Raw genomic sequence first — 26780 nt, forward strand, 5'->3', positions numbered from 1 at the left:
CTTATGCTATTTCTGCAATTGTTCCAGCTGCACTCTAACCTTTTCCATCATCTCTTTATATTTCTGCAATTTTTCTTTTTCCTGCTCAACCTTAGCAGCCGGAGCTTTGGCTACAAAGCTCTGATTGCTGAGCATTCCCTCTCCGCGCGCAATCTCTTTTGTCAGGCGGAGTTCTTCTTTCTTCAGTCTCTCCAATTCTTTCTCTTTGTCTACCAGATCTTCCATCGGCAGATACACCACTGCGTCGGATATCACCACAGACACTGCGTCTTCCCCTATTCCGGCCTTGTCTGACTGCACATGAATTTCTTTCGCCAAAGCCAGATTCATATACGCCGTTTTCAAAGTCTCAAATCTAGCGCAAGCAGCCGCGTCCGTTCCCACGATGAATACATTCGTTCTGCGGTTTTGTGGAACATTCATCTGACTTCTGGTATTTCGAATTCCTCTGACAGCCTCCTGAACAGAAGCAACTGCCAACTCATCTTTCGGGAAATTCCATGCCTGTTGATATTCAGGCCACTGGGAAATCATAACGGATTCCTCCTGCGGCAGCAGGGCACAATAAATTTCCTCTGTGATAAACGGCATGAATGGATGCAACAGCTTCAGCCCTTCTGTCAGCACTGTGCGCAGAGTCCAAAGTGCATCGTTCGCTTCCTTCGGCGCTTCCTCGGCTTTCCAGATGCGTACCTTTGCCATCTCAATATACCAGTCGCAAAATACATCCCAGAGAAAATCATAGATCTTCTGAACCGCGATTCCCAGCTCATATTTTTCCATGTTCTCCGTGACTTCCTGGGCCACCGTATTTAACTTTGATAAAATCCATCTGTCTTCAGGATTCAGCTGAGCCAGATCAGGCTCTGTCACCGTCTTTCCTTCCAGATTCATCAGGATAAACCGGGAGGCATTCCAAACCTTATTGGCAAAATTCCTGCTGGCTTCCACCTTTTCCCAGTAGAAACGCATATCATTTCCCGGCGCGTTGCCCGTCACCAGGGTCAGTCTCAGCGCATCCGCTCCATACTTGTCTATGACTTCCAGCGGATCAATGCCATTTCCCAGAGACTTGCTCATTTTGCGCCCCTGGGAATCTCTCACCAGTCCATGAATCAGCACGTGGTGAAATGGCGTCTTTCCTGTCTGCTCCAACGCGGAAAAGACCATACGGATTACCCAGAAGAAAATGATATCATAGCCTGTTACCAGGACATCCGTCGGATAGAAATACTCCAGCTCAGGAGTTTTCTCTGGCCAGCCTAAGGTAGAAAACGGCCACAACGCGGAGGAAAACCAGGTATCCAGGGTATCCTCATCCTGGGTAAAATGCGTACATCCGCACTTGCTGCACTTTTTCGGCATCTCATGAGCCACTTCCACCTGTCCACACTCATCACAGTAGTAAGCCGGAATCCTGTGTCCCCACCAGAGCTGACGTGAAATACACCAGTCACGGATATTCTCTAACCAGTGCAGGTAGATCTTGTCAAAACGGGAAGGTACAAATTTTAAGTCTTTATTCAGTACCTCAATGGCTGCTTTGGCCATCTCATCCATTTTCACAAACCACTGAGGCTTAATCATTGGTTCCACCGTAGTTCCGCAGCGATCATGGGTTCCCACATTGTGAGAATGAGGAACCACCTTCACCAAAAGCCCCTCGGCCTCCAGATCGGCCACAATCGCTTTTCTGGCCTCATAGCGCTCCATTCCTGCATACTTTCCGCCCAGCTCATTGATGGTGGCATCGTCATTCATCACATTGATTTCTTCTAAATTATGGCGTCTGCCCACCTCAAAGTCATTGGGGTCATGGGCCGGTGTAATTTTTACGCATCCTGTTCCAAACTCCTTGTCCACATAAGAATCCGCGATCACCGGAATCTGGCGCCCTGTCAGCGGCAGCTCCAGCATCTTTCCGATCAAATCCTGATATCTCTCGTCCTCTGGATTTACAGCCACCGCGGTATCTCCCAGAAGAGTCTCCGGACGGGTAGTCGCGATCTCTACATAACGGCCTTCTTCTCCCACAATCGGATATTTAATATGCCAGAAAAAACCATTCTGGTCCTCATGCTCTACCTCTGCATCTGAGATGGAAGTCTTGCACACCGGACACCAGTTGATAATACGGGAACCTTTATAGATATATCCCTTGTTGTACATGCGGATAAAGACCTCCTGAACTGCTTTGGAACATCCCTCATCCATCGTAAAGCGTTCTCTGTCCCAATCCGCAGACACACCCATCTTCTTTAGCTGATTGTTGATTCTTCCACCATATTCTTCTTTCCAAGCCCAAGCATGTTTTAAAAATTCCTCGCGGCCAATTTCGTTTTTGTCTATCCCCTGCTCCTTCAATTTCTCGATGACCTTTACTTCTGTGGCGATGGCCGCATGGTCTGTGCCTGGCTGCCACAAAGTCTCATAACCTTGCATTCTCTTAAAACGAATCATGATATCCTGCAAAGTATTATCCAAAGCATGGCCCATATGCAGCTGCCCGGTAATATTTGGCGGCGGCATCACTATGGTAAATGGTTTCTTATCTGGATTTACTTTCGCATGAAAATAGCCACGGTCCATCCATTTTTGATAGAGCTTTTCCTCTATTCCCTTTGGATCATAGGTCTTTGCCAACTCTTTGCTCATAACTTCCTCCTTATCATATGCTCCTATGAAATAAAAACACCCTCCACACTCTCGTGTGAAGGGCGAATAATCACGGTACCACCTTCGTTATGCGCACAGCGCATATCTCTATTGTCCTGTAACGCGAACAACACGTGAGGACCTACCAATCTTCGACCTTCAGCCCCCCGGTTCAAAAGCTACTTTCCATCTGCACTCTCTGAAAATGTCTCTCAGCCCACGAACATTTCTCTCTGACAGCGCCACAGATGTACTCCTCTTTCTCAACACCTTTTATTTTTCTATCATAAGTGCATTTTTTAGATTTGTCAAGACCGAAACTTGCCGCCGTCACTCCACACTTTTCAGAGATTCCACCATATCGATCTTCTTCAGCTTAAAGTGCATGACTCCATTGACAAAAGCTGAAAAGCCACAGGTAATCAGACCACTGAAAATAAAACTAAGCGCAGAGATATTTCGGCCGAACATACAGGCATCCACCTCCACCGTAGTGATTACGAACCGATGCAGGAAAATCCCCAAAATACCTCCTACTGCCACACCGATCACTGTGAGCAGGATGTTCTCGCGAAAAACATAAGCAGAGACTTCTCCGTCATAAAATCCCAGCACTTTGATCGTCGCCAATTCCCTCTGCCTCTCTGTGATATTGATATTATTCAAATTATACAGCACCACAAAGGCCAAAAGGCCCGCCGAGACAATCAGGACAATCATAACCATATCTAGAGCACTGAGCATATTATTCAACTGCTCCTGGATATTTCGATTGTAGGAAATGCTCAAAGCCCCTGGGTATTCCAGAATCTGCTGGCCGATCTTTGCCTCTTCAGACTCATCTTCCGTGTGGAACGTAAGCAGGATATCATGAAACTGCGGTTCCTCTTTAAAGGTCTCACGGTAAAGTTTTGGAGACAGATAGATATAATGACTCAGGTAGTTCTCACAGATGTGTGAGACAGGAACCTCATATTTCTGGTTATCTTCCTCTAAGACGATCACATCCCCTTCTTTTACTCCCACCAAGGAGGCTGTCTTTTCAGAAACAATCGCCCCGTTATCATCCATCGTGTACTGCTCCTTCGTCTTCCTGTCCTGGAAAGTCACATCCTGCTGAAATTCTTCCATGTTCTCCGGCACATACAAATACACGCTGAGGTTCGCATGATTCTCCCTGGTCGTCACCTGCTTAAACAAGACCTTCGTAGCCCTCTTAATCTCACCGTTTTCTTCAATGAACACGTCCACATCCTGCCGCTCTTTCCCACTGGCATCCTCATCCATAATCACCGTGGCGTCAAAATGCTGCAGTTGTTCATACTGTAATCTCGCAATATCCGTGATGGAATCCCTCAGTCCAAATCCTACCAAAAGCAGGGCCATACTCCCACTGATACCAAAGACCGTCATGAAGAACCTCTTTTTGTATCGGAACAGATTTCTCACCGAAGACTTCCAACTGAAATTCAGCCGCTTCCACAAAAATGTAACCCGTTCCAACAGAACTCTCTTTCCTTCTTTCGGCGCCGGCGGTCTCATCAGGGAGGCAGGCGTCTCCGCCAATTCCTTATAGCAGGCGGAAAATGTGGCTCCCATTGTGCAGATCATCGCCGCCAAAGAAGCAATCATGGTAAACGTCAGCTCATAGTGAATCTGCAAATCCGTAGCCATATGATGGTACATGATTCCATATGCCTTGATGATAATATAAGGCAAAAACTTCTCTCCCACCAGTACGCCTAAAACACAGCCGCCAATTGTAGCCAAAAAAGCATAACTTAGATATTTCGAGGCAATATCCAGCTTTCCATATCCCAAAGCCTTCATGGTGCCGATCTGAACCCTTTGCTCCTCAACCATTCGGGTCATCGTAGTCAGACTGATCAAGGCAGCTACCAGGAAAAACAAAACCGGGAATACCTTTCCGATGTTTCGAATTCGATCCGCATTGTCTCCATAGTCTGTATATTCAGGCAAATCGCTCCTGTCCGTCACATACCACTGCGGCACCTCCAAATCGGCGACTTCCTGCTCCGCGTCTTTTAACTTGCGCTTTGCGTCGGCAATTTTTTCGTCCGCCTCTTTCTTTCCATCCTCATATTCCTTTTCCCCATCGGCCAATTCACTCTCGCCGTCTTTCAAATCCTGCTCCGCCTCTATGAGTTTCTGCTCATTCTCATCAATCTCCTCCTGAGCCTCTTTCAGCTTCTGCTCATTTTCATCAATCTCCCTTTGTCCGTCTTCCAACTGTCTCTCACTGTCCGAGATCTGAGACTGACTAGCCTTGAGAGTCTGTTGAGTGCTCAAAAGCTTTTGAACGGCCTCTTCAATCTGCGCTTCCCCTTGCTCCAGCTCTTTTTTGCCAGCGTCGATCTTCTCCTGAGCCGCATCCAGCTGAGCCTGGGCGTCTTCCAACTGCTTTTTGCCGTCAGCCAGTTGAGCTTCGGCCGCGTCCAAAGCCGGTTTTTGCTTTTCCAGCTCAGTTAATTTTGCTTCCAGCTGCGGTTTTGCCGCGACAACTGTTTGGAGTTGGTCAATGCTTACCTTTAGCTGTTCTAACTGAGCCTTGGCATTCTCCAATTCCTCTCCCTCGAGAGTTCCCCCATCCACTGCCTGTTTCAGCTGGTCATACTGGGCCTGCAGCACAGTCAGCTGCTCCTGCGCTTTTTTCACTTCGTTCAGGCTGTTTTGAACTGTCTGTACCCCCCGCTCATACTGTTTCTTTTGCGTATCAAAGGCTTCCTTTTGCTGCTTGTACTCCTTCCACTTGCCGTCTAAATCCGCCTTTTTTATCTCTTCATCCAACTTTTTCTGGCTGGCTTCCAGTTCCTCCTTCCCTTCTTGCAGCTCTTTTCTACTGGCAGTTACCTGCTCCCAGCCGTCCGCCACCTGGCTCCAGCCGCTGGCCAACTGCTGCTTCCCATCAGACAGCTGCTTTTTGCCATCTTCCAATTCTTTCTTACCGTCAGATAGCTGAGCTTTTCCGTCTGTGACCTGCTTCTTCGCATCTTCTAACTGCCTTTTTCCATCCTCATATTCCGCCTTGCCGTCAGACAGCTCTTGTCTCCCGTCCTCCAACTGCTGCCAAGCATCTTGCAGCTCCTCTTGAACCTCCCGCTCTTTGTTTTCCAGCTCTTTTCGTGCATCCGTAAGTTCCTGATTAGCCTCTGTCTTCACCTCATCATAGCGGAGCTGACACTGCTGTTTTTCAATACCCTCCACTTTCTTGGCCACCTGCTCGATCAATTCATTGTACTCATCCGTAAAGCTGGTCAATTCCCTGGAACCTTCTACCTGAAGATAGGCCTGAGTATATGCATCCTGGTCAAAATTCTCCTTGGAAACATACACAAAACCGTCCACTTCTCCCGAACCTAGTGTCGTATTTCCACGGCTGAAAGATATGTACAGCGGGCTGTTTCCGCTTCCCACGATCTCGTATTTATGTACCTTCAACAGCTCCGTATCGTTCTCTGAGAAAGTGACGGTATCGCCAATCTCATATCCCGCAGATTCAAGAAACTCACTGTCTAACAGACATTCCCCTTCTTTCTGCGGAAGTCTTCCCTCCTCTACAGTCACCGTGTTTACTTTTTCGTTCAGACTTTCCACATGGAGAACTTTTTGAGCTCCTCCTTCTCCACAAAGAACATCCGTTCCGTAAGCGCCTTCTACGTACTGGACTCCATCTACCTTTTCTAGGGCCTTTAAATCGTTATCACTCAGCCCCAACGTGCTCACCACTTTGATGTCCATCAGACGGTTATCGTCAAAATAGGCGTCCCCTGAATAGCGCATATCCGGTGAAGCCGCCTGTATTCCCGAGAAAAATGCCACTCCCAGAGCGACAATAAAAAATATAGATAAAAAACGGGAATAGCTTTTTTTGATCTCCATGAAAAAATCTTTATGCAGCGCCTTTTTCATTTTTGTTTCCCTACCATTCTATATTTTCCACCGGAATCGGCTTCTCATTGAGTTCCATAGAAGAAACTGTTCCATTCTTGATACGTATCACTTTATCTGCCATAGGAGTCAAAGCAGAATTATGGGTGATGACGATCACTGTCATCCCCCTCTCCCGACACATGTCCTGTAACAACTTTAAAATCGCTTTGCCCGTCTGATAGTCCAAAGCTCCGGTTGGTTCATCGCAGAGCAAAAGCTTTGGATTTTTGGCCAGAGCTCTGGCAATGGAGACCCTCTGCTGTTCCCCTCCTGAAAGCTGAGCAGGAAAATTCTTCATCCTCTCTCGCAGACCTACCTCCCGAAGCACTTGTCTGGCATCCAGTGGATCTTTGCAGATTTGCAATGCCAACTCCACATTCTCCAAAGCCGTCAGATTTGGCACCAGATTGTAAAACTGAAATACAAATCCAATATCCTCACGTCGGTACTGGGTCAGCTGCCGAGAATTGTACTTCGCAATATCCTCTCCGTCCACCCACACGGAGCCCCCGGACGCCTGGTCCATTCCTCCTAGAATATTCAAAACCGTCGTCTTTCCTGCACCGGAGGGCCCTACAATGACCACAAATTCTCCTTTGTCAATGGAAAAACTAATCTCATCCACTGCCACAATTTTCACATCTTTGTTTCCATAAATTTTAGAAACCCGGTCCAGTTCCACGAAACCTCTCTTTTTGCTATTCTCCATGTCTCCTAACCTCATCTAAGTCATTTTTCTAATGCAACAAAATAAATGCAGACTGCCGCAAAAGCCAAACAGATCACCGCCATGGCCAGCAGGTAGAGGCTGACAGCCCCCATCACTCCATAGCCGACAATCATCGTTTTACTCAAAAGCTGGACCAGCACTGCCGCTGCCACATAGACGAATAAAATCACTTTCTGCTTTCGCATTACCGTGATGCAATAGTTCAAAATCATGATGATTCCGTACAGCCCTCCTGCTGCCAGCAGCACCATCAATGCACTTTTATACTCTCTCAAATCCAGCCCAGAAATCCACGAGAGTACTGGAATTCCTAGGAGATATCCCCCCAGCAAAACCACCGCGGTCAAAGCAAAAATATAAAGCAACATGTTCCTCATAAGCTTCAAGAAACGCCCTCTGTCTTTCTGATGCCATGCCACTGCCACATGGCCATAGAGAGGAACACAGACAAACATGCTAAACATATTGATCACGGAAGAAGGCATAAAAATAATACTGTAACAGGCCTGCACCTCATCGGACAGATAACTATTGATTCCATTTTTGGACACATTCATAATAAAAATCAGCAAAAAAGACCCTAAAAACAGGGGAAAGCATTCTTTAAAAAGTCTTCTCTGCTGCTCCCAGCGAAATTGAATCTTGACCTTATCCAATTTCATCGCAAGAGGAACATCGAAGCCCAAAAGCCACAAAGCGGAAACCCCAAACCCTGCCGTAAAAGCAGCGATTAGATTTCCACAAGCCAACAAAACAGCCACAATCACAAAAAAACTGGTCCAGATTCGAACCACATAGGATTTTCCGGCCAAATGCAGCTTACTTTTATGCTGAAAAAAACCACTAAACACATCCGCGAACACATCCGCAGTCATAAAACAGCAGAGCAAGAACGTAAGCCCTACCTTCTGTGCGCTGTAACCATACAGCCCGGCATATAAGAAACCACCTGCCAGCATAGCCGCACAGGTTAAAACTTTAGAACTCAGATAATCCCGAAAGTCAAACTGATCTTCCACATCAGAAACTTGAAATTGCCGCATGGAAAACCACCCCACCGACTGCATCAGCTGTGCCGCTGCCCAGGCGATTGCGAATACCCCTGCCTGGTTAGCCCCTAAAATCCTAGTCACTGCCAATGAAATCAACATGGAAAACAGGGCACTGCTCATACTGCCTGCTGTATACCACAGAGTGTCTTTTTTTTGAGAAGTCTCCTGGGAAATCAGGCGGTCCGCATATTTGTTCATGTCTTGTGTTTTCCTTCCTTCTAACTACATTAAATTATACATGTTCGACAATAAAAGTTCAATCTAACTTCCCCTTTTTCACACAAAAATCGTAATTCTTCGTTACCATCTAGGCTTCCAATATCCCGCGAGGTATTTTGGTACATTTTTACAAAAATACCGAGACATCCTCACGCCAAACTGCTGCTCATAGCAGTTCGTGTGCATTGCGAAGCGCATTATTGCTCATGAACTGCAAGTGAGTGAACAGTAACAATTCTTCAGCCATGTAATCTCAGATTCGCAGACGCCGCTACCTTCTTGCCGCATACACGTCAGAATCTTCTCTTATGGCTAAGCACCATATGTCTGATAAGAACAAACCGCCTCTGCAAGCAAGCTTACGTTGGATTTTTGTTCTTATCAGGCGCATGGCTAAATAGTTACAAAAAAACACCGGATAGTTCTTCAAATTCTATCCGGCGTTCTTTCACTGCCCGCTTTTACTCTTTCAGAGCTCTTTTTTTTCGCGTAATCAGTCCTCCGATACGCCCTGTCTCCTTTGCGGAAAGACTTTTCCACCCATTGTTCAAAACTCGGTCCAAAAGTCCCATTTCTTGGGCAATCTCATATTTCAGCATCTCTTCAGCTGACAACTCATGATTCAAATATGCCTCAATCTCTTTGTCCTTTCCCATGGAATCCTCCTTTTCAATTCAAGACTCGCCCGCGAGTCTTGGCGCGGGATTCGGGTCGGCATTCGCCGACATCATTCATCTTTGAATCCCTGCGCATCCTCGCGGAGCGTTTATCAGATGGGAGATTGACACCCGCCACGGATGCTAATTTCTTACTCACCGCCTATAGGGGCGGAGTCTTCCCCATCTGATAAATTCAGCTGTCAAGCTCTGTGTTTTTGTTATGCCTGACAAAACTTTCCTATTGAGTATTTCCACATGGAATAGGCCTTATTCAACGGAATACTTAACTTGGAATAATAATCGCTGCAATGATATAAGCGATGATTCCAGTTCCGGCACTCAGGCAGGTAAAAATCACCCATGCCAGCCGAATCAGCGTAGGATCGACCGCCAAATACTCGGCAATCCCGCCGCACACACCGCAGATCATATAATTTACGCTGGACTTATACAGACGTTTATCGCTCACAATAACACCTCCTAGTCTTCGAATTCAAATTCTACACTGCCAACTCCGCACTCGATATTCAGCTCTTGTTGTGCTCCATTGTCAATCTTTTGGGCTGTTCCCAGGCCGGAATACTCTTCTCCAGGCAGCTCCACTGTGCCAACCCCACAGCTGACCGTATAATTATAATCCTCCTTGGCTCCTTCCATACAGGCATAGATCACTCCAGCCCCTACGCTCCAGCTGGAATTCTCCGCAGCCACGCTGTCATAAGCCTCCACACTGCCGGCTCCCACAGTCACATCCAGATTCTCTGTCTTCACATTCTCCATAAGCACATAGCTGCTTCCTGCGTCAATCTGGACATCTCTCATCTTCACATTCTCCGGCAGGTAGATATAGATCTCACTGTCCAGCTTTTCTTTGGACTCGGACGTCACAGCGACCACATTTCCAGAATTTTGGACTTTTACTTCCCGACCGCCTTCGTTTTTCCTCACTTCCACATGCAGATCCTGGTCTTCCGACTCTTCCAGATAAACCTCGCAGCGTTTCACCTCCACTTTCAGAGTGTCAGCTCCTGAGAATGTATACGTATGATATTCCCCGTCATCTTCCTCGAAATCCACATATCCGTCTCCCATCCCGTGGCCGTGTTCATATTCATGTTCATCATAGTCATAGTCATAATCGTGATCTCCCCAGAAATCCCGCCATTCTTCATGAAGCTCATAACGAAAACGATTCCACAAACTGTCATTCGCCAATTCTGCTTTCACCTCTGAGAAAGAGCCTCCCAAAGCGATGGCACATCCAATCGTTCCCAGCCCTAGCACTCCGCAGATTGCCGCGGCAATCAGACAAATCTTTGTAAACTTTTTCATATTTTCTGCGCCCCCTTACTTCTGTCTCTCATTTTTCTCTGACAAAAAGAAATCATTTTCCGAATCAGCCACGGCACAAAACTACCTGCTATCCATACGAAAGCCAACCCAAGAAGCATCCCGATCATCATCATAATAAGACCGCCGCCAATGACAGCTAAACCTAACACAGGAGCCGTAAAACATTTTACAATACCGGCGATGACTGCCCCTACACCACCGAGGAAACAACCCAGCGTTCCCGCCAGAAGACCGGCAACCAGACCGAAGATACCTCCGGCGGCTCCTAAAATAACTCCCAAAATCCCACCGCCGATTCCCAGCAGTATCGGTGAAGCCAAAATGACCAGAATCACAATCAAAATGAGGTTGGAATGGTTTCTTTTTCCTCTGACCCGATAGCCGTCCCTGCGACAGTCTCTTTTCTCAAAAGTCTGCGGCATCTGGCCTTCTGTACGGACTCTCGAGTCCTCATAGCCTTTTTCTGTATATTCCCCAAAATCCCCTCCATCATCTGCAAGATCGGCTTTGATAATCGCGGCTACCTTACCTGGGCTGCCCAATTCCTGAATAACCGCTGCCTCATTTTCAGGGCCTGCATCGTCAAAGTAACTGTTATAGTAATCCAAAGCCTCCTGGCGCTCACTCTCTGATATTCCGCCCAGAAGTCTCGCAAGCTGTTCCATAAATTCCTTTCTACTCATTTTTACATCCCTCCTCAAACAATCTCGTAATCCTGGACGAATAGTTTTTCCACTCATTCTGATATAAATTCAGCTGTGCGGCGCCACGCTCTGTAATCTTATAATATCTTCGGTTCCTCCCGCCAAAATTCATATCGTAGACCGCTAGACAGTCGTCCTTTTGAAGTCTACGCAATACCGGATACAGAGTGGATTCCGAGACATCCAAAACTTTTCGGACATCCTGCGTAATCTTATAGCCATAGGTGCCTTCCTTTTCCTGTGACACAACTGCCAGTACAATCGCATCCAGCAGAGCTGCTCCTGTGTTAAATACCATCTGCTCACCCTCTCCTGCCTTTCCATCATCAATATTCTGCAACATCTAATATTTTATATTGTATGATATTATTTCGTTATCAATACTATATATCATATAATATTATTTTGTCAATAAGTTTTTCTTGCATTTGCCGAAATTCTTTACTATACTGTAAGCGGTTACGATCACAGAACGGATACAGAGAGGAAATTTTTATGAGATTAAACTTACCCGCTGACTTCTTAAACCGTATGCGAACCATGCTGGGAGAAGAATACGAAGCATTTCAAAAAAGTTATGAGGAGGAACGCCAGTATGGACTCAGAGTCAACACCCGGAAAATCTCCTGTGAAGAATTTGAGTCCATCTGTCCTTTTCCAATTAAAAAAATCCCATGGGTGCCCAATGGATATTTCTATCCTTCCGAGGTGAGGCCGTCTCTTCACCCCTATTACAGAGCTGGACTTTATTATCTTCAGGAACCCAGCGCCATGACTCCGGCCGCCTGCCTGCCAGTCACTCCCGGCGAGGCAGTTCTGGACCTATGCGCGGCGCCTGGAGGAAAAGCCACGGAATTGGCCACAAAACTGGCCGGCCAAGGAATCCTAGTTGCAAATGACATCAGCGCTTCTAGAGCACGAGCCCTTCTAAGAAACTTAGAGCTTTTCGGCGCCTCAAATATTTTTGTCACAAACGAGATCCCTGAGAAAATGACTCGGTATTTTCCCGAATTTTTTCATAAGATCCTTCTGGACGCTCCCTGTTCCGGGGAGGGAATGTTTCGAAAAGACGACTCCCTGGCCGCCGACTGGTCTGTGGAAAAATCTGAAAATTTGTCTAAGCTTCAAAAAGAATTGATTTTAACTGCCTCTAAAATGCTGATGCCCGGAGGACTGCTTCTATATTCCACCTGTACGTTCGCCCCCGCGGAAGATGAAGAAATCATCTCCTTTCTCTTGAATCAGAGAAACGACATGCATCTCGTATCTCTGCCTGATTATCCTGGCTTCTCCTCCGGTGTGCCCGAATGGGCCGACCAAAACCCGGAGCTGGCAAAATGTGTACGCATCTGGCCTCATAAGATGAATGGGGAAGGCCATTTTCTGGCCTTACTGAAAAAAGAAGGAGAACCAAATTCCCTCGTTCCCATAAAGAAAAAGCCACAGATTGACAAAGGTTCCCGAAAACTTTTGGAGACTTTCTTCCAGGATTTAGGACTCTCTTGGGACTTCCAGAGAGTGGAAGTCAGAAATGACAAAGTCTATCTCCTTCCCCCCGTGGAGCAGGCCAATCTGCGCGGAATTCATTTTCTCCGCAACGGGCTCTATCTGGGAGACTTGAAGAAAAATCGTTTCGAACCCTCTCAGCCTCTAGCTCTCGCCCTGAAAGGAAAAAGCATTCCCTCCTTGCGGCTATCCCCCGAGGACGACCGCCTTCACAAATATCTAAGAGGGGAGACTTTAATTGTCGCCCCCGGTGAAACTCAGAAGTCAAAGGGCTGGCAATTAGTCTGCGCCGACGAATACCCTCTCGGTTGGGGCAAGCTAGTCGGTCAGACCCTCAAAAATAAATATCCCGCAGGCTGGCGTCTCTAGGCCAGTCTGCGGGATATTTTATGTTATAGAGAAACTGAGGTATGCCTTCTCATTTTGTTATACTGTAATCTCTTTTCGGTGGGTATTCCCCCAGATATCCCGTTCCACCACTGTCAAGGAAATCCCCCTCTTTAATTTCGGCAGTTTCGGTGATTGGAATTTTTTATTTTTGACCGACGCATGATAGGTTTTTCCCTTTAACTCGATCATTGCTCTGGACCGCCTAGAGCCCAGAGTCCCCGTCACCTTCACAGCGCCGTTGGAAATCTGATTTACCTTCATCAGATACATCGGCGGAACCGAGCACTTGCTGCAAGACCAAAAAGCCATGGGAGCGGCGCTCAGTTGATAGAGCTGATTCCATTTGGTCACTCCGTTTTTGCTCCCGCTAAAAGCGATGCTCTGGTGTTTTCCGGATTCATAAAAATAATTGGAGCAAGCCTGCACACTATCAGAATTTTTTACCCTTACCCCGTAATAGACCGGCTTATAGATCTTATTGTACTTTACTCTCGACCGATCGCTGGAATTATTCACAAAGATTGCCGACGCCTTCGCGCCGCGTACCTGATTACCGCTCACCACAGTATCTTTACTCTTCCATGAGACCATGATCGCACATGCCCGATTATTCTCCACCTTGTTCTTCTGTACCTGAGTTCCGATGCTGTTGCTGATATAAATTCCATAATTCTTATTGCCATCCATCTGATTTCCAGTCACCTTATTCTTTTCGCATCTGCGGTTCAGATAAATCCCATACTTATCGGAATGATCAATCTCATTTCCACTGATCTCATTTTCCCTGGAATCGCTCAAAAACACCGCGCTGCGCTTGGCCCCTGAGATTTCATTCCCGCTGATCTCGCTGTTCGTCACCTTTCCTTTAAAGGTCACACCAAACGAACTGTCCTGTATCACATTGTCCATCAGCTCGACACCGCCCAGCATCTGCTCAGAATGTCCCACAATCCGGACTCCCTCATTCACATTCTCTATGTGATTCTCTGAAATCTCTATGCCGAAGTCGTAACCAGTCCCTTTAGATGGAATCTCCTCTAGGCTCACTTCTTCTAAGGGCTCATAAAAAGAGGATTCTCTTCCACTCAAAACGGAGTGGACCATGATTCCATACGCGGAATCGTAAATCTCATTTCCAAATATTCTCAGATTCTTATAGTGAAAGGTTTTAATCGCCCAGTTATGAATATCCACAAATTGATTATCCAGAATCTGTATTCCTTCCATGAACACACCTCTGACAGCACTGTGAGAACCAATCCCTCTCGACAGATTCCGAAACTCACAGTCTTGTATCGTCACATTTCTCACAGCGGCGTCATCATAACAATGGGTACCGGGAACAACCATAGAATTGTGTACCACATCCAGGTGAATAGCTTCCTTGGCGCTTTGTCCTAGATAGCCATAGAAGCTGCATCTTTCTACAACAGCTCCATCCACGCCTGCCAGTGTCAGATGGTGTCCCTTGTCCTTTACATTGTAGATCTCCAAATCTCTGACCGTGATATTGTTCCCATGGATAAAGCGAATCAACTCCCCACCCACGTTATTTCCATCAAAAGAGCCGCCTTGAATCACCACATTTTGGATATGGCTATATCCGCCTCTGTCTTCCAATCCGTTTTCTCTCAAAGGTCCCCAATTGTTAGAGGCGACAATCAAATGGTCTTTTGCATCCGGAGACAGATAGTAGTGAGCTCCTTCCTCAGAATTCAGGGTGGTATTAGAATAGATGTATAACGGCTCTGTGCACTCGTATTCACCCGCCGGAACATTCACCGTCATATGGCTGTACTCTGTACTTTCCCTCATAGTCTCCAAAGCACTTTTTATATCCTCTGCCGTACATCCGCCTTCCATATCCACAATCAGCTCTGTTTCCACAATCATCTCCTCATACGGCTTTATCAATTTCTCTGAGTCTCCTGTGGAACATTCACCTTCCTGCCGATCGGCTTCGTATTCATTGGTCTGAAAACTCTCTTCCTCCAAAAAATTTTCCTCATCCGACATCGTCTCCTGGGCCGAACCGAATTCCTGTTCTGCCTCAGCCGCATACTCTGCAGCCGCCCAAGCCGGCACAGCCCACGGACACTCTAACGTTCCCAGAACAAGGACCGCTGTCATAACCAGGCCTATTCTCCCCTTCACTGCATTTTCACCTCATCTTATTATCCTAAATCACACCGGCATTTTTTTCTTCAAGAGTCTGTATCGCCTCTTGAATCATCCAACAAAATGGCGTGCTAATCCCCAAGCTTTCCCCCATTTTCACCACTTCCCCTGCGAACATTTCAATCTCCGTCTTTCTCTTATGCTCCAAATCTTGAAGTGTAGAAGGCTTACTCTGAGCAGGAAAACCTTTGCTCATCTTTAACTGTGCCTCCGCAGCCTGTTCATCCAGCGCGATTCCTTTCGCCTGAGCGATGGCCACTACTTCTCTCATCAAAGCTCTCTGAATTTTTACTGCGTGCTCACTTTTGCAACACGGACCATAGGGCAGTCCCAACAGAGCGCAAGGTAGGTTTGTTCCCACATTCAGCATGAATTTTCTCCAGATTCCCAGTTCCATGTCTTCCTCTATACAATAAGGCAGGCTGCATTCTTCCATCAAATCTTTTACTGCCCGAACCCGCTCGCTGAGCACTGTGTTCTTTTTCTCTCCAAACCGAAAGCTGCATCCCGGATCATAAGTAATTGTATTTCCATTCTTAGACGCTGTGATCTTCATATAAGAATACATCACATGAGATTTCCCAAATGTCTTCTCCAGCACTTCCTCATGGCCTACTCCGTTCATCACACATAAAATCTGGGTGTTCTCCCCAACCAGATTTCGGATTTCCTCCACAGCCTGGGCAAAACCGGACTCTTTGACTGCCATAATCACCAGGTCTACCGGTTTGGCTTCCTTAGGCGTCACAATAGAAAATTTGCAAAATTCTCCATTGACTGTCAAACCTTTTTCCAATCTCTCTTTTCTCTCTCCCTGGGCAATCACACAAAAATTTTCCTCTCCTAACACTTTCGCAAACGCAGGGGCAAAAAATCCACCTACTGCTCCTAAGCCAATGATTGCTGCACTCTTAATTTTCATTCCCATTTCCTCCTCGTATCCTATCTTTTAGATGCATAAACGTACCTATACTCGTATTTCTTTACTCATAGAAAATGAATAAATCACTTTCTCTGCTACTTTTTTCCCGGTGAGACGTTTCAAAGCCTGCGCATAGTTTTCCAACTGTACCCGATACTTTTCTCTGAGTAGCCTTTCCTGCCCTGGATATACTCTATCAGTTTTATAATCCACCAAAACCAGATGGTCTTCCTCCAAAAACCATGCGTCTATCATTCCTTGTACCAAAATGTTCTCTCTGTCTGGCCATTCTCTCGAAATCTGTGAGGCCGGCTGGCTGATCACGAAAGGCTGCTCTCTGTACAGCCTGCCCTGAGCAGCTGCCAAGGCCATCCGCTTTCCCAATTCTGAACACAAAAGCTTCCAGATATCCTCCACTTTCACACAGTCCCTTTCCTGTCTGGACATTCTGCCCGAGAGACACATTTCTTCCAGCTGCTCCTGAATCTGCTCCTCGCTGCCTGCTCTGGTATAGTCTAATCTTTCCATCACCCGATGGTAGACTGTTCCCCGGGAGGCACCCTGGTACTCTTCTTCTTTCTTCTCGATAAAATCTGGCACCAGAGGTATCACATCCGGCTCAAAATACAGAAAATCGCTGTCCTCTTCTGCCTGCTGGCGGCGTTTTAGCTCTGACACGGTAACTTTTACTGGAATCTGTTCCAAAATCTCATAGGGATAGAGATAAGAAAAGCGCTCTTCCAAGACTCGATAAGTCTCCTCATCTTCCGGCTCCTCCCAATTTTCTTGTTCCATCCGCTCTCTTAAAAGCTGCCTTTGCAGCTTCTCCTCCAGCTCTCCAACAACCAAAGTCTCTGCCTCTGCCACCTGGATGTGAAACTTCGCCGGTTCCTGTTCAAAAAGCGCTCTGCCGTGGAATACCTCGAACCGGTCATAGAGTTCTTCCATGGCCGGATGCCTGGCCAATGCCGGCAAAATCCAATCCCAGCCACACTGTGCGCCTGCCAGCAGGGAATAAGGCAGCCGCTCCTTCTCACGCTCCAACAGTGCAGCACAGTCCCGGATGCGTTTTTCCAATTTTGAGACCGTCCCCGTGAGAATCAGCTTTTCCTTGGCTCTGGTCAAAGCCACATAGAACACTCTCAACTCCTCTCCTAGATTTTCATCCTTCAACTGTGCCCGTATCAACTGCTTGGGAAGCGTCGGACAACGTACGCGCAGTTTCGGGTCCACCACATCCACTCCCAGCCCTAAATCTGGATGAACCACTACCATCGCATTCAAATCCTGCTGGTTGAACTTTTTCCCCATCCCAGCCACGAAGACGATCGGAAATTCCAGTCCCTTACTCTTATGGATGCTGAGAATCTGTACCGTGTCCTCACTGCTGCCGGACAGGTTCACCTCCCCAAAATCCACATTGTACTTCTGAATCTTCTCAATATAGCGGATAAAGTTAAACAGTCCTCGGTAACTGGTCTGCTCAAAATCCATGGCCTTTTCCACCAGCATATTCAAGTTGGCCTGCCGTTGTCTTCCTCCCGGAAGTGCTCCGGCATATCTGCCATACCCGGTTTCCTCCAAAATTTCCTGTATCAATTGGTGAATCGGAGTATAAGGCACTTTTTTTCGATGTTCCTGAAAAATCTTCAAAAAGCTTTCTAATTTCCGCCGCAGGCACACCTCCTCCCCTTCCTGTACATAGTGCAGACATCTGGCATACACCGGCAGTTTCGGCGCCGAAGTTTTCAAAATCGCCAGCTCCTGGGCCGTACACCCCACAATCGGCGAGTGAAGCACCGCCGTAAACGGAATCTCCTGAAGAGGATTATCACAGATATGCAGATAATTCAGGACCGTCACGACCTCCAACGCAGAGAAATATCCGGTCTTCGAGGCAGTGTAGGCCGGTATTCCCTGCCCTGCAAATACTCGCAGAAAATCCTCCGCCCAGCCTGACACTGTCCTCAAAAGCACAACGATGTCCCCATATCTCACTGGCCGGTAAGTCCCACTGTCCTTATCTAGCACCCGCTCTTTTCCCACCATCTGATGGATTCTCTGGGCAATGGCCAAAGCCTCCACTTCTCTTTGAGTCGTGGCCTCTTTGTCTTCCATCAGCTCCATGGTTTCCTGGGGAATCAGCAGGAGTTCTGTATCGGAAGACTCCAAAGAGTTTTCCTCCGGAAACACCGCTCCCGGATAGAGAGCCGCCTCCTGATCGTACTCCACCTTGCCCAGCTCCTGCCCCATAATCTGGCGGAATAAAAAGTTTATCCCGTCTAGTACCTGAGCGCGGCTGCGAAAGTTTTTATGCAGGTCAATTCTCTGTTCCTGGGAATCCTCCAAAGTATACCGGTGATATTTCTCCATGAATAAATCCGGCACAGCCAACCGGAAGCGATAAATACTTTGCTTGACATCTCCCACCATAAAGATATTTTTCTTTTGTTTCGCCCAGCCGGACACATAAGTAAGCAGCATCTCCTGCACATAATTACTATCCTGGTACTCGTCTATGAGAATTTCCTCATACCTTTGAGACAGCTCCCATGCCGCCTGAGTCGGCGTACAGCGCTCACCCTCCTTTTTCACTAGAATATTCAGGGCAAAATGCTCCATATCCGCAAAGTCCACCAGATTTTTCTCTCTCTTTTTCTGGGAAAACTTTTCCAGAAACCGCAGCGTCACTGTTATCAAAACCTGCATAGGCCCCCGGCATCTCCTGAAATCAGACAGAATCCCCTCGGATGTGGTATAAAAATACTGTTCCTGGAGTTTTCCCAACCTTTCTTTCATTTGCTTACGGTTTTCCTGTACCCTCTCCTTTAGCAGCTGAGACACCGCTAAGTCCTTTTTGGTGGAAAGTCTGGCATAAGAAAGTCCCTCTAAAGCTTCTCCCATCTCATCATAGTCCGTAATCCGACACAGCCTCTCGACCAGTGCCAAATCAGCCTCCACCATAGGCTCATACATATAAGGCCCATCACTCTTTTGCGTCAGGCTCATGTTCTCCTGAATCAAGTTTCTTAAGTCCGAAAGAATCTTATCTGTGTGTTTCCAGACTTCTTTCATCCACACGGAATCACAGACGCTTTCCCAATCTTCCGCCTCATAGATGGATACGCACTGACTCAGCCATTCCTCTGGCCAGGGCGCGCTCATGGCAAAGTCATACAGCTTTAAAACCAGCTCTTCTAACCCTTCGTCACTCTTTCCCGGGGCAAAACATTCCGCAAATTCTTCAAAATCCGAGCTTTTCTGTGCGTAGCATTCTTCCAAAACCTCCCTGACCACATCCACCCGCAGTAGCTTCAGCTCTCCTTCGTCGGCGGTTCGGTAACCTGGGTCTAAATCAATCATATGGAAATAGTTCCGTATCAGATAGCTACAGAAACCGTCAATCGTGGTAATCTGGGCATTGTGAAGGAGTGTAGACTGCCTTTGAAGATACTCGTTCTCTGGATCCTCCTCCAATCTCTTGGACAGGGCCTGCTCCAGCCGCACCCGCATTTCGCCGGCAGCAGCGCGGGTAAAAGTCATCACCAAGAGACGATCAATATCCACCGGCTTTTCCTCATCGGTAATCCTCTGAATTATCCGCTCGACCAACACAGCGGTCTTCCCGGACCCGGCCGCTGCACTGACCAGGATATTTCGATCTCTCAGCTCAATCACTTTTCTTTGCTCACTCGTCCAGTTTACACCCATGACTTCACCTCCTCTTCCAGTTTTTCCCAGACTTCTTTCTCCTCCAGATTCTTCAATCTCCGATAAAAAAATCCTGGTATTTTCTGGTCAAATCCACAGATGCCCCGGTAGGGACAGTAAGTGCAGGCTTCCTTTTTGTCCATCTGATAGGGTGCAGCCTGAGCATTGCCTTCCAGAATCTCCCGGCGCAGATTTTGAATCTTCCCCTTCACATAATCAGACAGAAGCCCAAACTGATGTAAGCTTGCCACACTAGACCCCTTTCGAAAACTGCCATCTTTATTCTTCGTCAACGGAAGAGTCTCCATCGTTACGTCTAGATGCTCAATCCCCCTGGGATCAGACTGCACCAGCCCATTGACCTTCAGCTCCCTCAGAATTTTTTGTTCCACCTTTCCGATATCCTCTTCTATCGACGCTTTAATCATTGGGTCTTTGATATTATAATAAAAAATCGCTGCCGGAATCACTTCTCGGTCTGGGTATTTCTTCTGTTCCACCAAAAGAGCTGCATCCAGATAGACCATCAACTGAAGCTGTAAACCATGATATAACGCCACCAGATCGAACGACACATTTCCAGTCTTATAATCCATCACCTTTACATAGACCTTATTCTCATCCTCACAGATATCCACCCGGTCAATCCGTCCCCCTTCAAAAGCCACCTCGAAGCCTTCCGGCTGAAAATCGCCTCTCCTTAGCTGTTCCTGCAAAGCCCAGGCAGTCCGGTTTAACACGCGCTGCGTACGCCGTATCAAATACTCATTTCTGGCACAACTGTGTAAAATTGTATTTCCATAGTCTTCTGTCACTTCCTGAAGACTCTCACTGACCAGCCGTTCTCTGTCTTCCCGCGAGAGTTCGCCCCAGGAAAGTCTCTGATCACGGACCTTACGCGCGAAGATTTCCAAGGCTTTGTGCATCACATTTCCCAAGTCCATCCCACTGAACTCGTATTGAACTCTCTCAGTCACCTGCAAACCATAACGAAGAAAATGTGCAAAAGCGCAGGCTGCATACTGCTCTAGGCGCGTGGCCCCATAGGGAGATACCTCCCCATAGAGTGCTTTTGCCACTGCCTTGCTGATTCTGTCCTGAGGATTCTCACTGAAGAAAGCTTCTACCAGCCTGTTCACCTGTGGACGATAACTCTCATCCTTTTGATACCACCGGTACAATTCTCTCCAGACCTTTGTCTCCTGTCCATACTCATATTCCTGGAGACCTTCCAAAAAATAGTCCAAACTCCCCGAAGGCCTCTGCAAGCCTTCCAAGGATGAACCTTGCCCACAGCGAAGCCGCAAGGCTGGAAAGAGCTTCTGTATCGTCCCAACCAGATAAGCCGCAGACAGTCCTTCTCCCTTGGCATTCGCCTGGCTGTATGACAGATACAAGAAATCCTGCGGCTTCGTCAGATTCAGATACAGATAGAACCTAGATTGACCAAGGAGCTCCCTGGCGTCAGGCGCCAGCTCGATCTTCTCCTCCTGGAAAAATTCTCGGTCCATCTGCGTGAGCAATCCTCCCCTGGACGAATCCTTAGGAATATTTCCCTCATTCACTCCCAGAAAGAATAAGACTTTAATCTCTTTTAACCGCGTTCTTTCCATATCTCCCACAAGTACCTGATCGGAGCTGGGTGGTATCAGTGCCACCTTCGCCTCGGTCAACCCAGCCTCCAAAAGCTGCTGATACTCCCGGGCACTTACTTTCTCATCTCCCAGAATCTCCACCATCTTATCCAGCAGCCGCATGACGATTCCATAGATTTGAGCATACTCTTTCTCCATGGCCTTGTCTTTTCTTCCGGCAAATTCCAGCTCCTGAATTTTTAACTTTTCCTGCATCTCATTGTCCGAAATAAATTGATAGAGTGCGCAGCTTCGCTCTCTTACAGTCTTTACACCGCCTCGAAAACCCTGAACCAGCCAAGAGATTTCTTTTAAAAACTGCTCCCGGTACCGATTCAATTCTAGAATTCTTTCCTCGTCCAGTCCTGGGTAAAGCCTCACCCAAGTCTCCTTCCACTTGGAATACCCTCGAATTCCAAGGGCAGTCACGTAGTTGTCCAACTCATCAATTTCTTCCAGACTCAGAGAGCTCATCCCACAGCGCAGATAACGAAAACAGCTCTCATAGGAAAATCGATCCACAATCATCTCCACAGCTGCTCTGAGAAATTCCACAAATGGGTTCATCAAAATCGAATGTTTCTCGTCGATAAAATATGGAATCTGCGCCTGTGAGAACACCTGCCGTGCATAGGTCCCGTAGGAAGGCAAATCGCCGGTGATCACTGCGATCTCACCATAACGGTACCCCTTTTCTCTTACCAGACGCAGAATTTCCGCAGCAGTCCCTTTTACCTCCTGAAGAGGGTTCTCCCACCGAGTCAACGCTAAAGCTTGCGGCTCTCTCTCGTAGACCACCCGATGATAGCGAAACAGATGCTGCTCTAGAAAATTCAGTTCTGGATTTTTTCCAAATCTGGAATTTTCACCAGGCAGCACCCACTGTTCCTTCTCCACCGCTACTCGCGCTTCCCCAGCCAACTTCAACAACTGGTCTCTCATCTTCCCGCTCATGGAAAACAGCTGGTACTTTCCACTTAACCGCTGCGCCTTCACATCCATCGTAACCGTCACATAGACCTGTTCTCCCAACAACATCAATTCCCGAATCAATTTGTTTTGTATGGGAGTAAACCCGGTATAACCATCTAGAACAAAAATACCGCCTTGAAACTTTTTTGACTTCTCAATCACCCGACACAGAACATCCGGCACCTCTTCCCCTGTGAGAAAACGTTCCTTTAAATACTCTCGAAATCCCTCATATATCCTGTGGATATCTTGAAGTTTACAATGTAAAAGTGCCTGGTCTTCCGATCTTTTGACCAGCTCCCCCAAAGTCTCTTCTCCCACATCGTACTGCATCAACTCACTGACTAGGGATTTCATCTCCTGAATGCACCCAGGTTTTTTCATCTGCACTCCCAGATATGGAAGCTCTTTTTTCTTATCCTGAACAATTTTTTGGAGAACCAAACTTTTTCCAGTCTCCTCCAAAAGAGGCGCATCGTCGCCTCCCACTTCCTCGAACACCCGGTAAGCCAGGCGCTCAAAACTCAGCACATCAATATTTAAAATCCCCCCGCCCGGATGCATCTGTACCAGACGTTTTTGAGTCTGCATCGTAAACTGCTCAGGAACCAAAATTACATACTGTCTGTCCGGATGCTCCATGGATTCCCTGATTATTTTCTGATAAATAAAATGGGACTTTCCTGCCCCGGAATTTCCCAAAATCATCTGCAATGCCATGTCTGTTCCTCTTTCTTTGCGCAAAACCACCTGCTGCTTTTTCGTTCATTATATCATAATTTCATTTTCTTCGAAATAAAATATATAAAGTGTGACCGTGGGATACTGCAACCGGCCAAATTGCCACGCCATCCTCTGGTCGCCGAAAGTAAACCAGGGGGTGTACACATGAGCGCTAAGACCAAAATCGTAGTACTACATATGAAAGAGGTGATCTACACGGTCGTCTTCCTTGTCCTTGCCCTTGTACTGGGCGGCATCTTATTTCTGATGTTCGGACCAGGTCACGACAAGGAAACCGCCGCACAGGCTGACGGCAAGTATCAGCCCGGAGTCTATTCCACATCCATCTCTCTAAACGACAATACCTTTGATGTGCAAGTCACCGTGGACTCCGACCGCATTAAATCCATCGAATTGGTGAACCTAAGCGAGAGTACCACTGCTATGTTCCCTCTCATGGAACCAGCTTTAGAATCCCTCGCTTCTCAAATATATGTCAATCAATCTCTGGATGATATCCAGTACTCTGAAGAAAACAAGTATACTTCCATGATGCTCTTGGATGCCATACAGACCGCATTAAAAAAAGCGGAGCTTTAAATCGCTCCGCTTTTTTTATCACATCTCGTCCAACTCTTGAATCCAAAGCTGGACACAAGCATCACTCGGCATCCGAAGATCTCCCCTGGGTGAAACAGTCACACTTCCTACCTTCGGGCCATCTGGCAGACAAGACCTCTTAAACTGCTGGCTAAAAAATCTCCAATAAAACTTCCTCAGCCACTTCAGGATGGTCTCTTGATCGTAGACCGCTTCAAAGGTACGGCAGGCAATCCGGTAAATTTTTTTCGGTGAATAGCCCACACGCAGCATATAATATAGAAAGAAATCATGAAGCTCATAAGGACCCACCAAATCCTCTGTCTTCTGGGAAATATTTCCATCCTCCGGCGGAAGAAGTTCCGGACTCACCGGTGTGTCCAGCACATCCAACAAAATCTGAGAGAGCCGTTCATCTTCGCAAGTTCTCGCATAGTAATGCACCAGATGACGGACCAACGTCTTGGGAACAGAGGCATTTACCCCATACATAGACATATGATCTCCATTGTAGGTGGCCCATCCCAGAGCCAACTCTGACAGATCTCCCGTACCTACCACCAAGCCATTGCACTGATTTGCCAAATCCATCAGTACCTGGGTGCGCTCCCTGGCCTGAGAGTTCTCATAGGTGACATCATGAAGTGCTGGATCCTGTCCAATATTCTCAAAATGTACACGGACTGCCTCTTTGATATCCACCTCCTGTAAGGTAGCACCCAGACGCCTTGTCAGTTCGCAGGCATTCCGATAAGTACGGTCTGTAGTTCCAAAACATGGCATCGTGACTGCCAAAATATTTTCTCTGGGCAATCCCAGCAAATCAAACGTCCTGGCCGTCACCAGCAGAGCCAGCGTAGAGTCTAGACCGCCTGAGATTCCCACGACTGCCCGCTCACCGTGAATATGGGCCAAACGTTTCTTCAAGCCCATGGCCTGGATGTTCAGTATCTCATCGCATCTGTCATCCCGGTCCTTCTCATTGCTAGGAACAAAGGGATTGGGAGCGAACTGCCTAGTCAGCTTTGTCTCCTCCACAGTCAAGCAGAAAGGCACCATCTGATAAGTCCCTAAATCACTCTCAAAAGTCGTCATTCTTCTTCTCTCGGAGCTGATTCTCTCAAAATCCACATCCCCATAGACGATTTCATTTTGGAATCTCTTTCCCTCCGCCAAAAGCGCTCCATTCTCCGCAATCAAATTCTGTCCGCCAAAAACTAAGTCCTGAGTAGATTCTCCCTCTCCTGCATTGGCATAGACGTAGCCGCAGACCAAGCGCGCGGACTGGCCTCTCACCAAACTTTTCCGATAACTATCCTTTCCCACAGCCTCACTGCTGGCAGACAGGTTCACAATCAGATTCGCTCCGGCCGCTGCATGGTTCGCACTAGGCGGACTCGTCACCCACAAATCCTCACAGATCTCCGCCGCTACCGTCAATTTGGGCATATTGGTGCAGGCAAAAATCAACTCACTGCCAAAGAGGACCTCCTCGCCATTTAAGATAGCCAAATCACAAACGCCAGCTCCTGATGCGAAATTGCGCTGTTCATAGAATTCCCCATAATTTGGCAAATGAATCTTCGGCACCATGCCTAGCACCTCTCCGTGACTGACCGCAGCTGCCACATTATAAAGTTTCCCGGAATGCTCAAAGGGAAGTCCTACGAAAATCAGAGCATCCACATCCGAAGTTTCCTGCACAATCCGTACCAGCTCTTCCCTAGCTGAACGCACCAACAGTTCCTGCCAGAACAAATCTGCGCAGGTATAACCCGTGATACAAAGCTCCGGGAATACCATCACTTTGGCGCCCTCTTTTTCCATCTCTCGAATCAGACGGATAATCTCATTTCCGTTGTGTCGGCAGTCAGCCACTCTCACATCCGGCGTAGCCGCCGCCACTTTCACAAATCCCTGTCTCATCACACACCTCTTCCTATCTGCATCTGTGCAGAATATCTTTTAATTCTTCTATAGAAAACTGATAATTTGTATTGCAGAAATGGCAGTTTAGCTCCACCGGCTTTCCCTCCTGTATCATGCTCTTTAACTCCTGCCGGCCAATACTAATCAGGGCTTTTTCCACTCTGGTTTTGCTACAGTTGCAGCAAAAACGCACCGGAAGGGTATCGGAAAGCTCCAAATTTAGATTTCCCAAGAGTCTCTCTAGCAGCTGCTCCGGTGTGTTTCCCTCGTCCAGCAACCCCGTCACCGAAGTAATCCCTTTTAGATTATCCTCTAACTGAGAAATCACCGCTTCCTCGGCAAACGGCATCAACTGTACAATAAACCCACCGGCCTGTCTCACTGTGTTTTCTCTACCCATCAGCACGCCTAAGCCCACGGACGAGGGCACCTGCTCACTGGTAGCAAAATAGTAAGTCAAATCTTCAGCAATCTCACAGGTCTGAAGCATGGTCTGCCCGGAATATGGTTCTTTCATTCCCATGTCTTTGATCACATTGAGAAAACCCGGCCCTACAGCGGAAGCCACATCCAATTTCCCTTTTTCGTTGGCAGGCAATATCACCTGGGGATTTCCTACATACCCTTTGACATTTCCTTGTGAATCCGCTGTCACCGTGATACCCTGAAGAGGTCCCCCGGCTTTGATCTGCAGTGTCAATACATCCTGCTCACCTTTCATCATGGCACCCATCATTCCTCCCGCTGTCAGGAGTCTACCCAGAGCTGCTGTCGCCACCGGACTGGTGTCGTGCGCCTGCCTGGCTGTCTCTACCGTATCCTTAGTCAGCGCCGCGAATGCCCGAATCTGGCCATTCGCAGCCATTCCTCTTACTATATAATCTGACATATT

At 47.4% G+C, this 26780-nt stretch carries 17 protein-coding genes and 1 other annotated feature; of the genes, 2 read left to right on the plus strand and 15 right to left on the minus strand.

Going from position 1 to position 26780, the window contains the following annotated elements; all coding sequences use genetic code 11:
* Window positions 1-6: 6 nt before the first annotated feature.
* The 9 genes from BLHYD_RS13170 to BLHYD_RS13210 form a co-directional block, all read right to left on the minus strand.
* Entirely contained in the window at window positions 7-2655 is a 2649-nt protein-coding gene (locus BLHYD_RS13170; RefSeq protein ID WP_021845132.1) for a valine--tRNA ligase, read from the minus strand.
* Window positions 2656-2710: 55 nt separating this feature from the next.
* Window positions 2711-2931, minus strand: a binding site (T-box leader).
* 54 nt (window positions 2932-2985) lie between these two features.
* Window positions 2986-6585: an FtsX-like permease family protein gene (locus BLHYD_RS13175; protein ID WP_005950346.1), complete on the minus strand. Its 3600-nt coding sequence runs from the start codon at window positions 6583-6585 to the stop codon at window positions 2986-2988.
* Between the two features lie 10 nt (window positions 6586-6595).
* Window positions 6596-7315, minus strand: a complete 720-nt coding sequence (locus BLHYD_RS13180; RefSeq protein WP_021845130.1) for an ABC transporter ATP-binding protein — start codon at window positions 7313-7315, stop codon at window positions 6596-6598.
* A 20-nt stretch (window positions 7316-7335) separates the two neighbouring features.
* Entirely contained in the window at window positions 7336-8586 is a 1251-nt protein-coding gene (locus BLHYD_RS13185; protein ID WP_005950341.1) for a lipopolysaccharide biosynthesis protein, read from the minus strand.
* Between the two features lie 482 nt (window positions 8587-9068).
* The gene (locus BLHYD_RS13190) at window positions 9069-9263 is read right to left on the minus strand and encodes a small, acid-soluble spore protein, alpha/beta type (RefSeq protein ID WP_005950339.1); all 195 of its coding nucleotides are present in this window, start codon (window positions 9261-9263) and stop codon (window positions 9069-9071) included.
* A 286-nt stretch (window positions 9264-9549) separates the two neighbouring features.
* On the minus strand, window positions 9550-9735 hold the full coding sequence (locus tag BLHYD_RS13195) for a PspC domain-containing protein (protein WP_005950337.1): 186 nt from the start codon (window positions 9733-9735) through the stop codon (window positions 9550-9552).
* An 11-nt stretch (window positions 9736-9746) separates the two neighbouring features.
* A complete protein-coding gene (locus tag BLHYD_RS13200) occupies window positions 9747-10598 on the minus strand; it encodes a DUF4097 family beta strand repeat-containing protein (RefSeq protein WP_005950335.1) in 852 nt (283 codons plus the stop codon).
* Window positions 10595-11302 carry a DUF1700 domain-containing protein gene (locus tag BLHYD_RS13205; RefSeq protein ID WP_005950333.1) on the minus strand — a complete coding sequence of 236 codons (708 nt, stop codon included), beginning with the start codon at window positions 11300-11302 and terminating at the stop codon, window positions 10595-10597. Before BLHYD_RS13205 ends, BLHYD_RS13200 begins: the two co-directional genes overlap by 4 nt.
* Window positions 11295-11621 carry a PadR family transcriptional regulator gene (locus BLHYD_RS13210; protein WP_040350812.1) on the minus strand — a complete coding sequence of 109 codons (327 nt, stop codon included), beginning with the start codon at window positions 11619-11621 and terminating at the stop codon, window positions 11295-11297. The genes BLHYD_RS13205 and BLHYD_RS13210 overlap by 8 nt, the downstream gene beginning before the upstream one ends.
* Window positions 11622-11818: 197 nt before the next feature.
* On the opposite strand from BLHYD_RS13210, the gene BLHYD_RS13215 reads away from it, so the two are divergent.
* A complete protein-coding gene (locus tag BLHYD_RS13215; protein WP_040350746.1) occupies window positions 11819-13198 on the plus strand; it encodes an RsmF rRNA methyltransferase first C-terminal domain-containing protein in 1380 nt (459 codons plus the stop codon).
* 57 nt (window positions 13199-13255) lie between these two features.
* Here BLHYD_RS13215 and BLHYD_RS13220 read toward each other — a convergent pair whose 3' ends face one another.
* The 4 genes from BLHYD_RS13220 to BLHYD_RS13235 are packed head-to-tail and all read right to left on the minus strand — an operon-like array spanning window position 13256 to window position 23356.
* Window positions 13256-15373, minus strand: coding sequence for a right-handed parallel beta-helix repeat-containing protein (locus tag BLHYD_RS13220; RefSeq protein WP_148391257.1), 2118 nt, complete (start codon window positions 15371-15373; stop codon window positions 13256-13258).
* 25 nt (window positions 15374-15398) lie between these two features.
* Window positions 15399-16319, minus strand: a complete 921-nt coding sequence (locus tag BLHYD_RS13225) for a ketopantoate reductase family protein (RefSeq protein WP_050769909.1) — start codon at window positions 16317-16319, stop codon at window positions 15399-15401.
* A gap of 45 nt (window positions 16320-16364) precedes the next feature.
* The gene (gene addA / locus BLHYD_RS13230) at window positions 16365-20030 is read right to left on the minus strand and encodes a helicase-exonuclease AddAB subunit AddA (protein ID WP_005950322.1); all 3666 of its coding nucleotides are present in this window, start codon (window positions 20028-20030) and stop codon (window positions 16365-16367) included.
* Entirely contained in the window at window positions 20021-23356 is a 3336-nt protein-coding gene (locus BLHYD_RS13235) for a PD-(D/E)XK nuclease family protein (RefSeq protein WP_005950320.1), read from the minus strand. The genes addA and BLHYD_RS13235 overlap by 10 nt, the downstream gene beginning before the upstream one ends.
* Before the next feature lie 168 nt (window positions 23357-23524).
* Between BLHYD_RS13235 and BLHYD_RS13240 the strand changes: the two genes are divergently transcribed.
* Complete coding sequence (locus BLHYD_RS13240) at window positions 23525-23959, plus strand: FMN-binding protein (protein WP_005950318.1); 435 nt, start codon at window positions 23525-23527, stop codon at window positions 23957-23959.
* Window positions 23960-23977: 18 nt separating this feature from the next.
* Here BLHYD_RS13240 and BLHYD_RS13245 read toward each other — a convergent pair whose 3' ends face one another.
* Both BLHYD_RS13245 and hslO read right to left on the minus strand, forming a co-directional pair.
* Entirely contained in the window at window positions 23978-25885 is a 1908-nt protein-coding gene (locus BLHYD_RS13245; protein ID WP_005950316.1) for an NAD(+) synthase, read from the minus strand.
* Window positions 25886-25898: 13 nt separating this feature from the next.
* Window positions 25899-26777, minus strand: a complete 879-nt coding sequence (gene hslO, locus BLHYD_RS13250) for an Hsp33 family molecular chaperone HslO (RefSeq protein WP_005950315.1) — start codon at window positions 26775-26777, stop codon at window positions 25899-25901.
* Between the last annotated feature and the right edge of the window lie 3 nt (window positions 26778-26780).

The sequence above is a fragment of the Blautia hydrogenotrophica DSM 10507 genome, assembly GCF_034356035.1.
GTDB classification, from domain to species: Bacteria; Bacillota; Clostridia; order Lachnospirales; family Lachnospiraceae; genus Blautia_A; species Blautia_A hydrogenotrophica.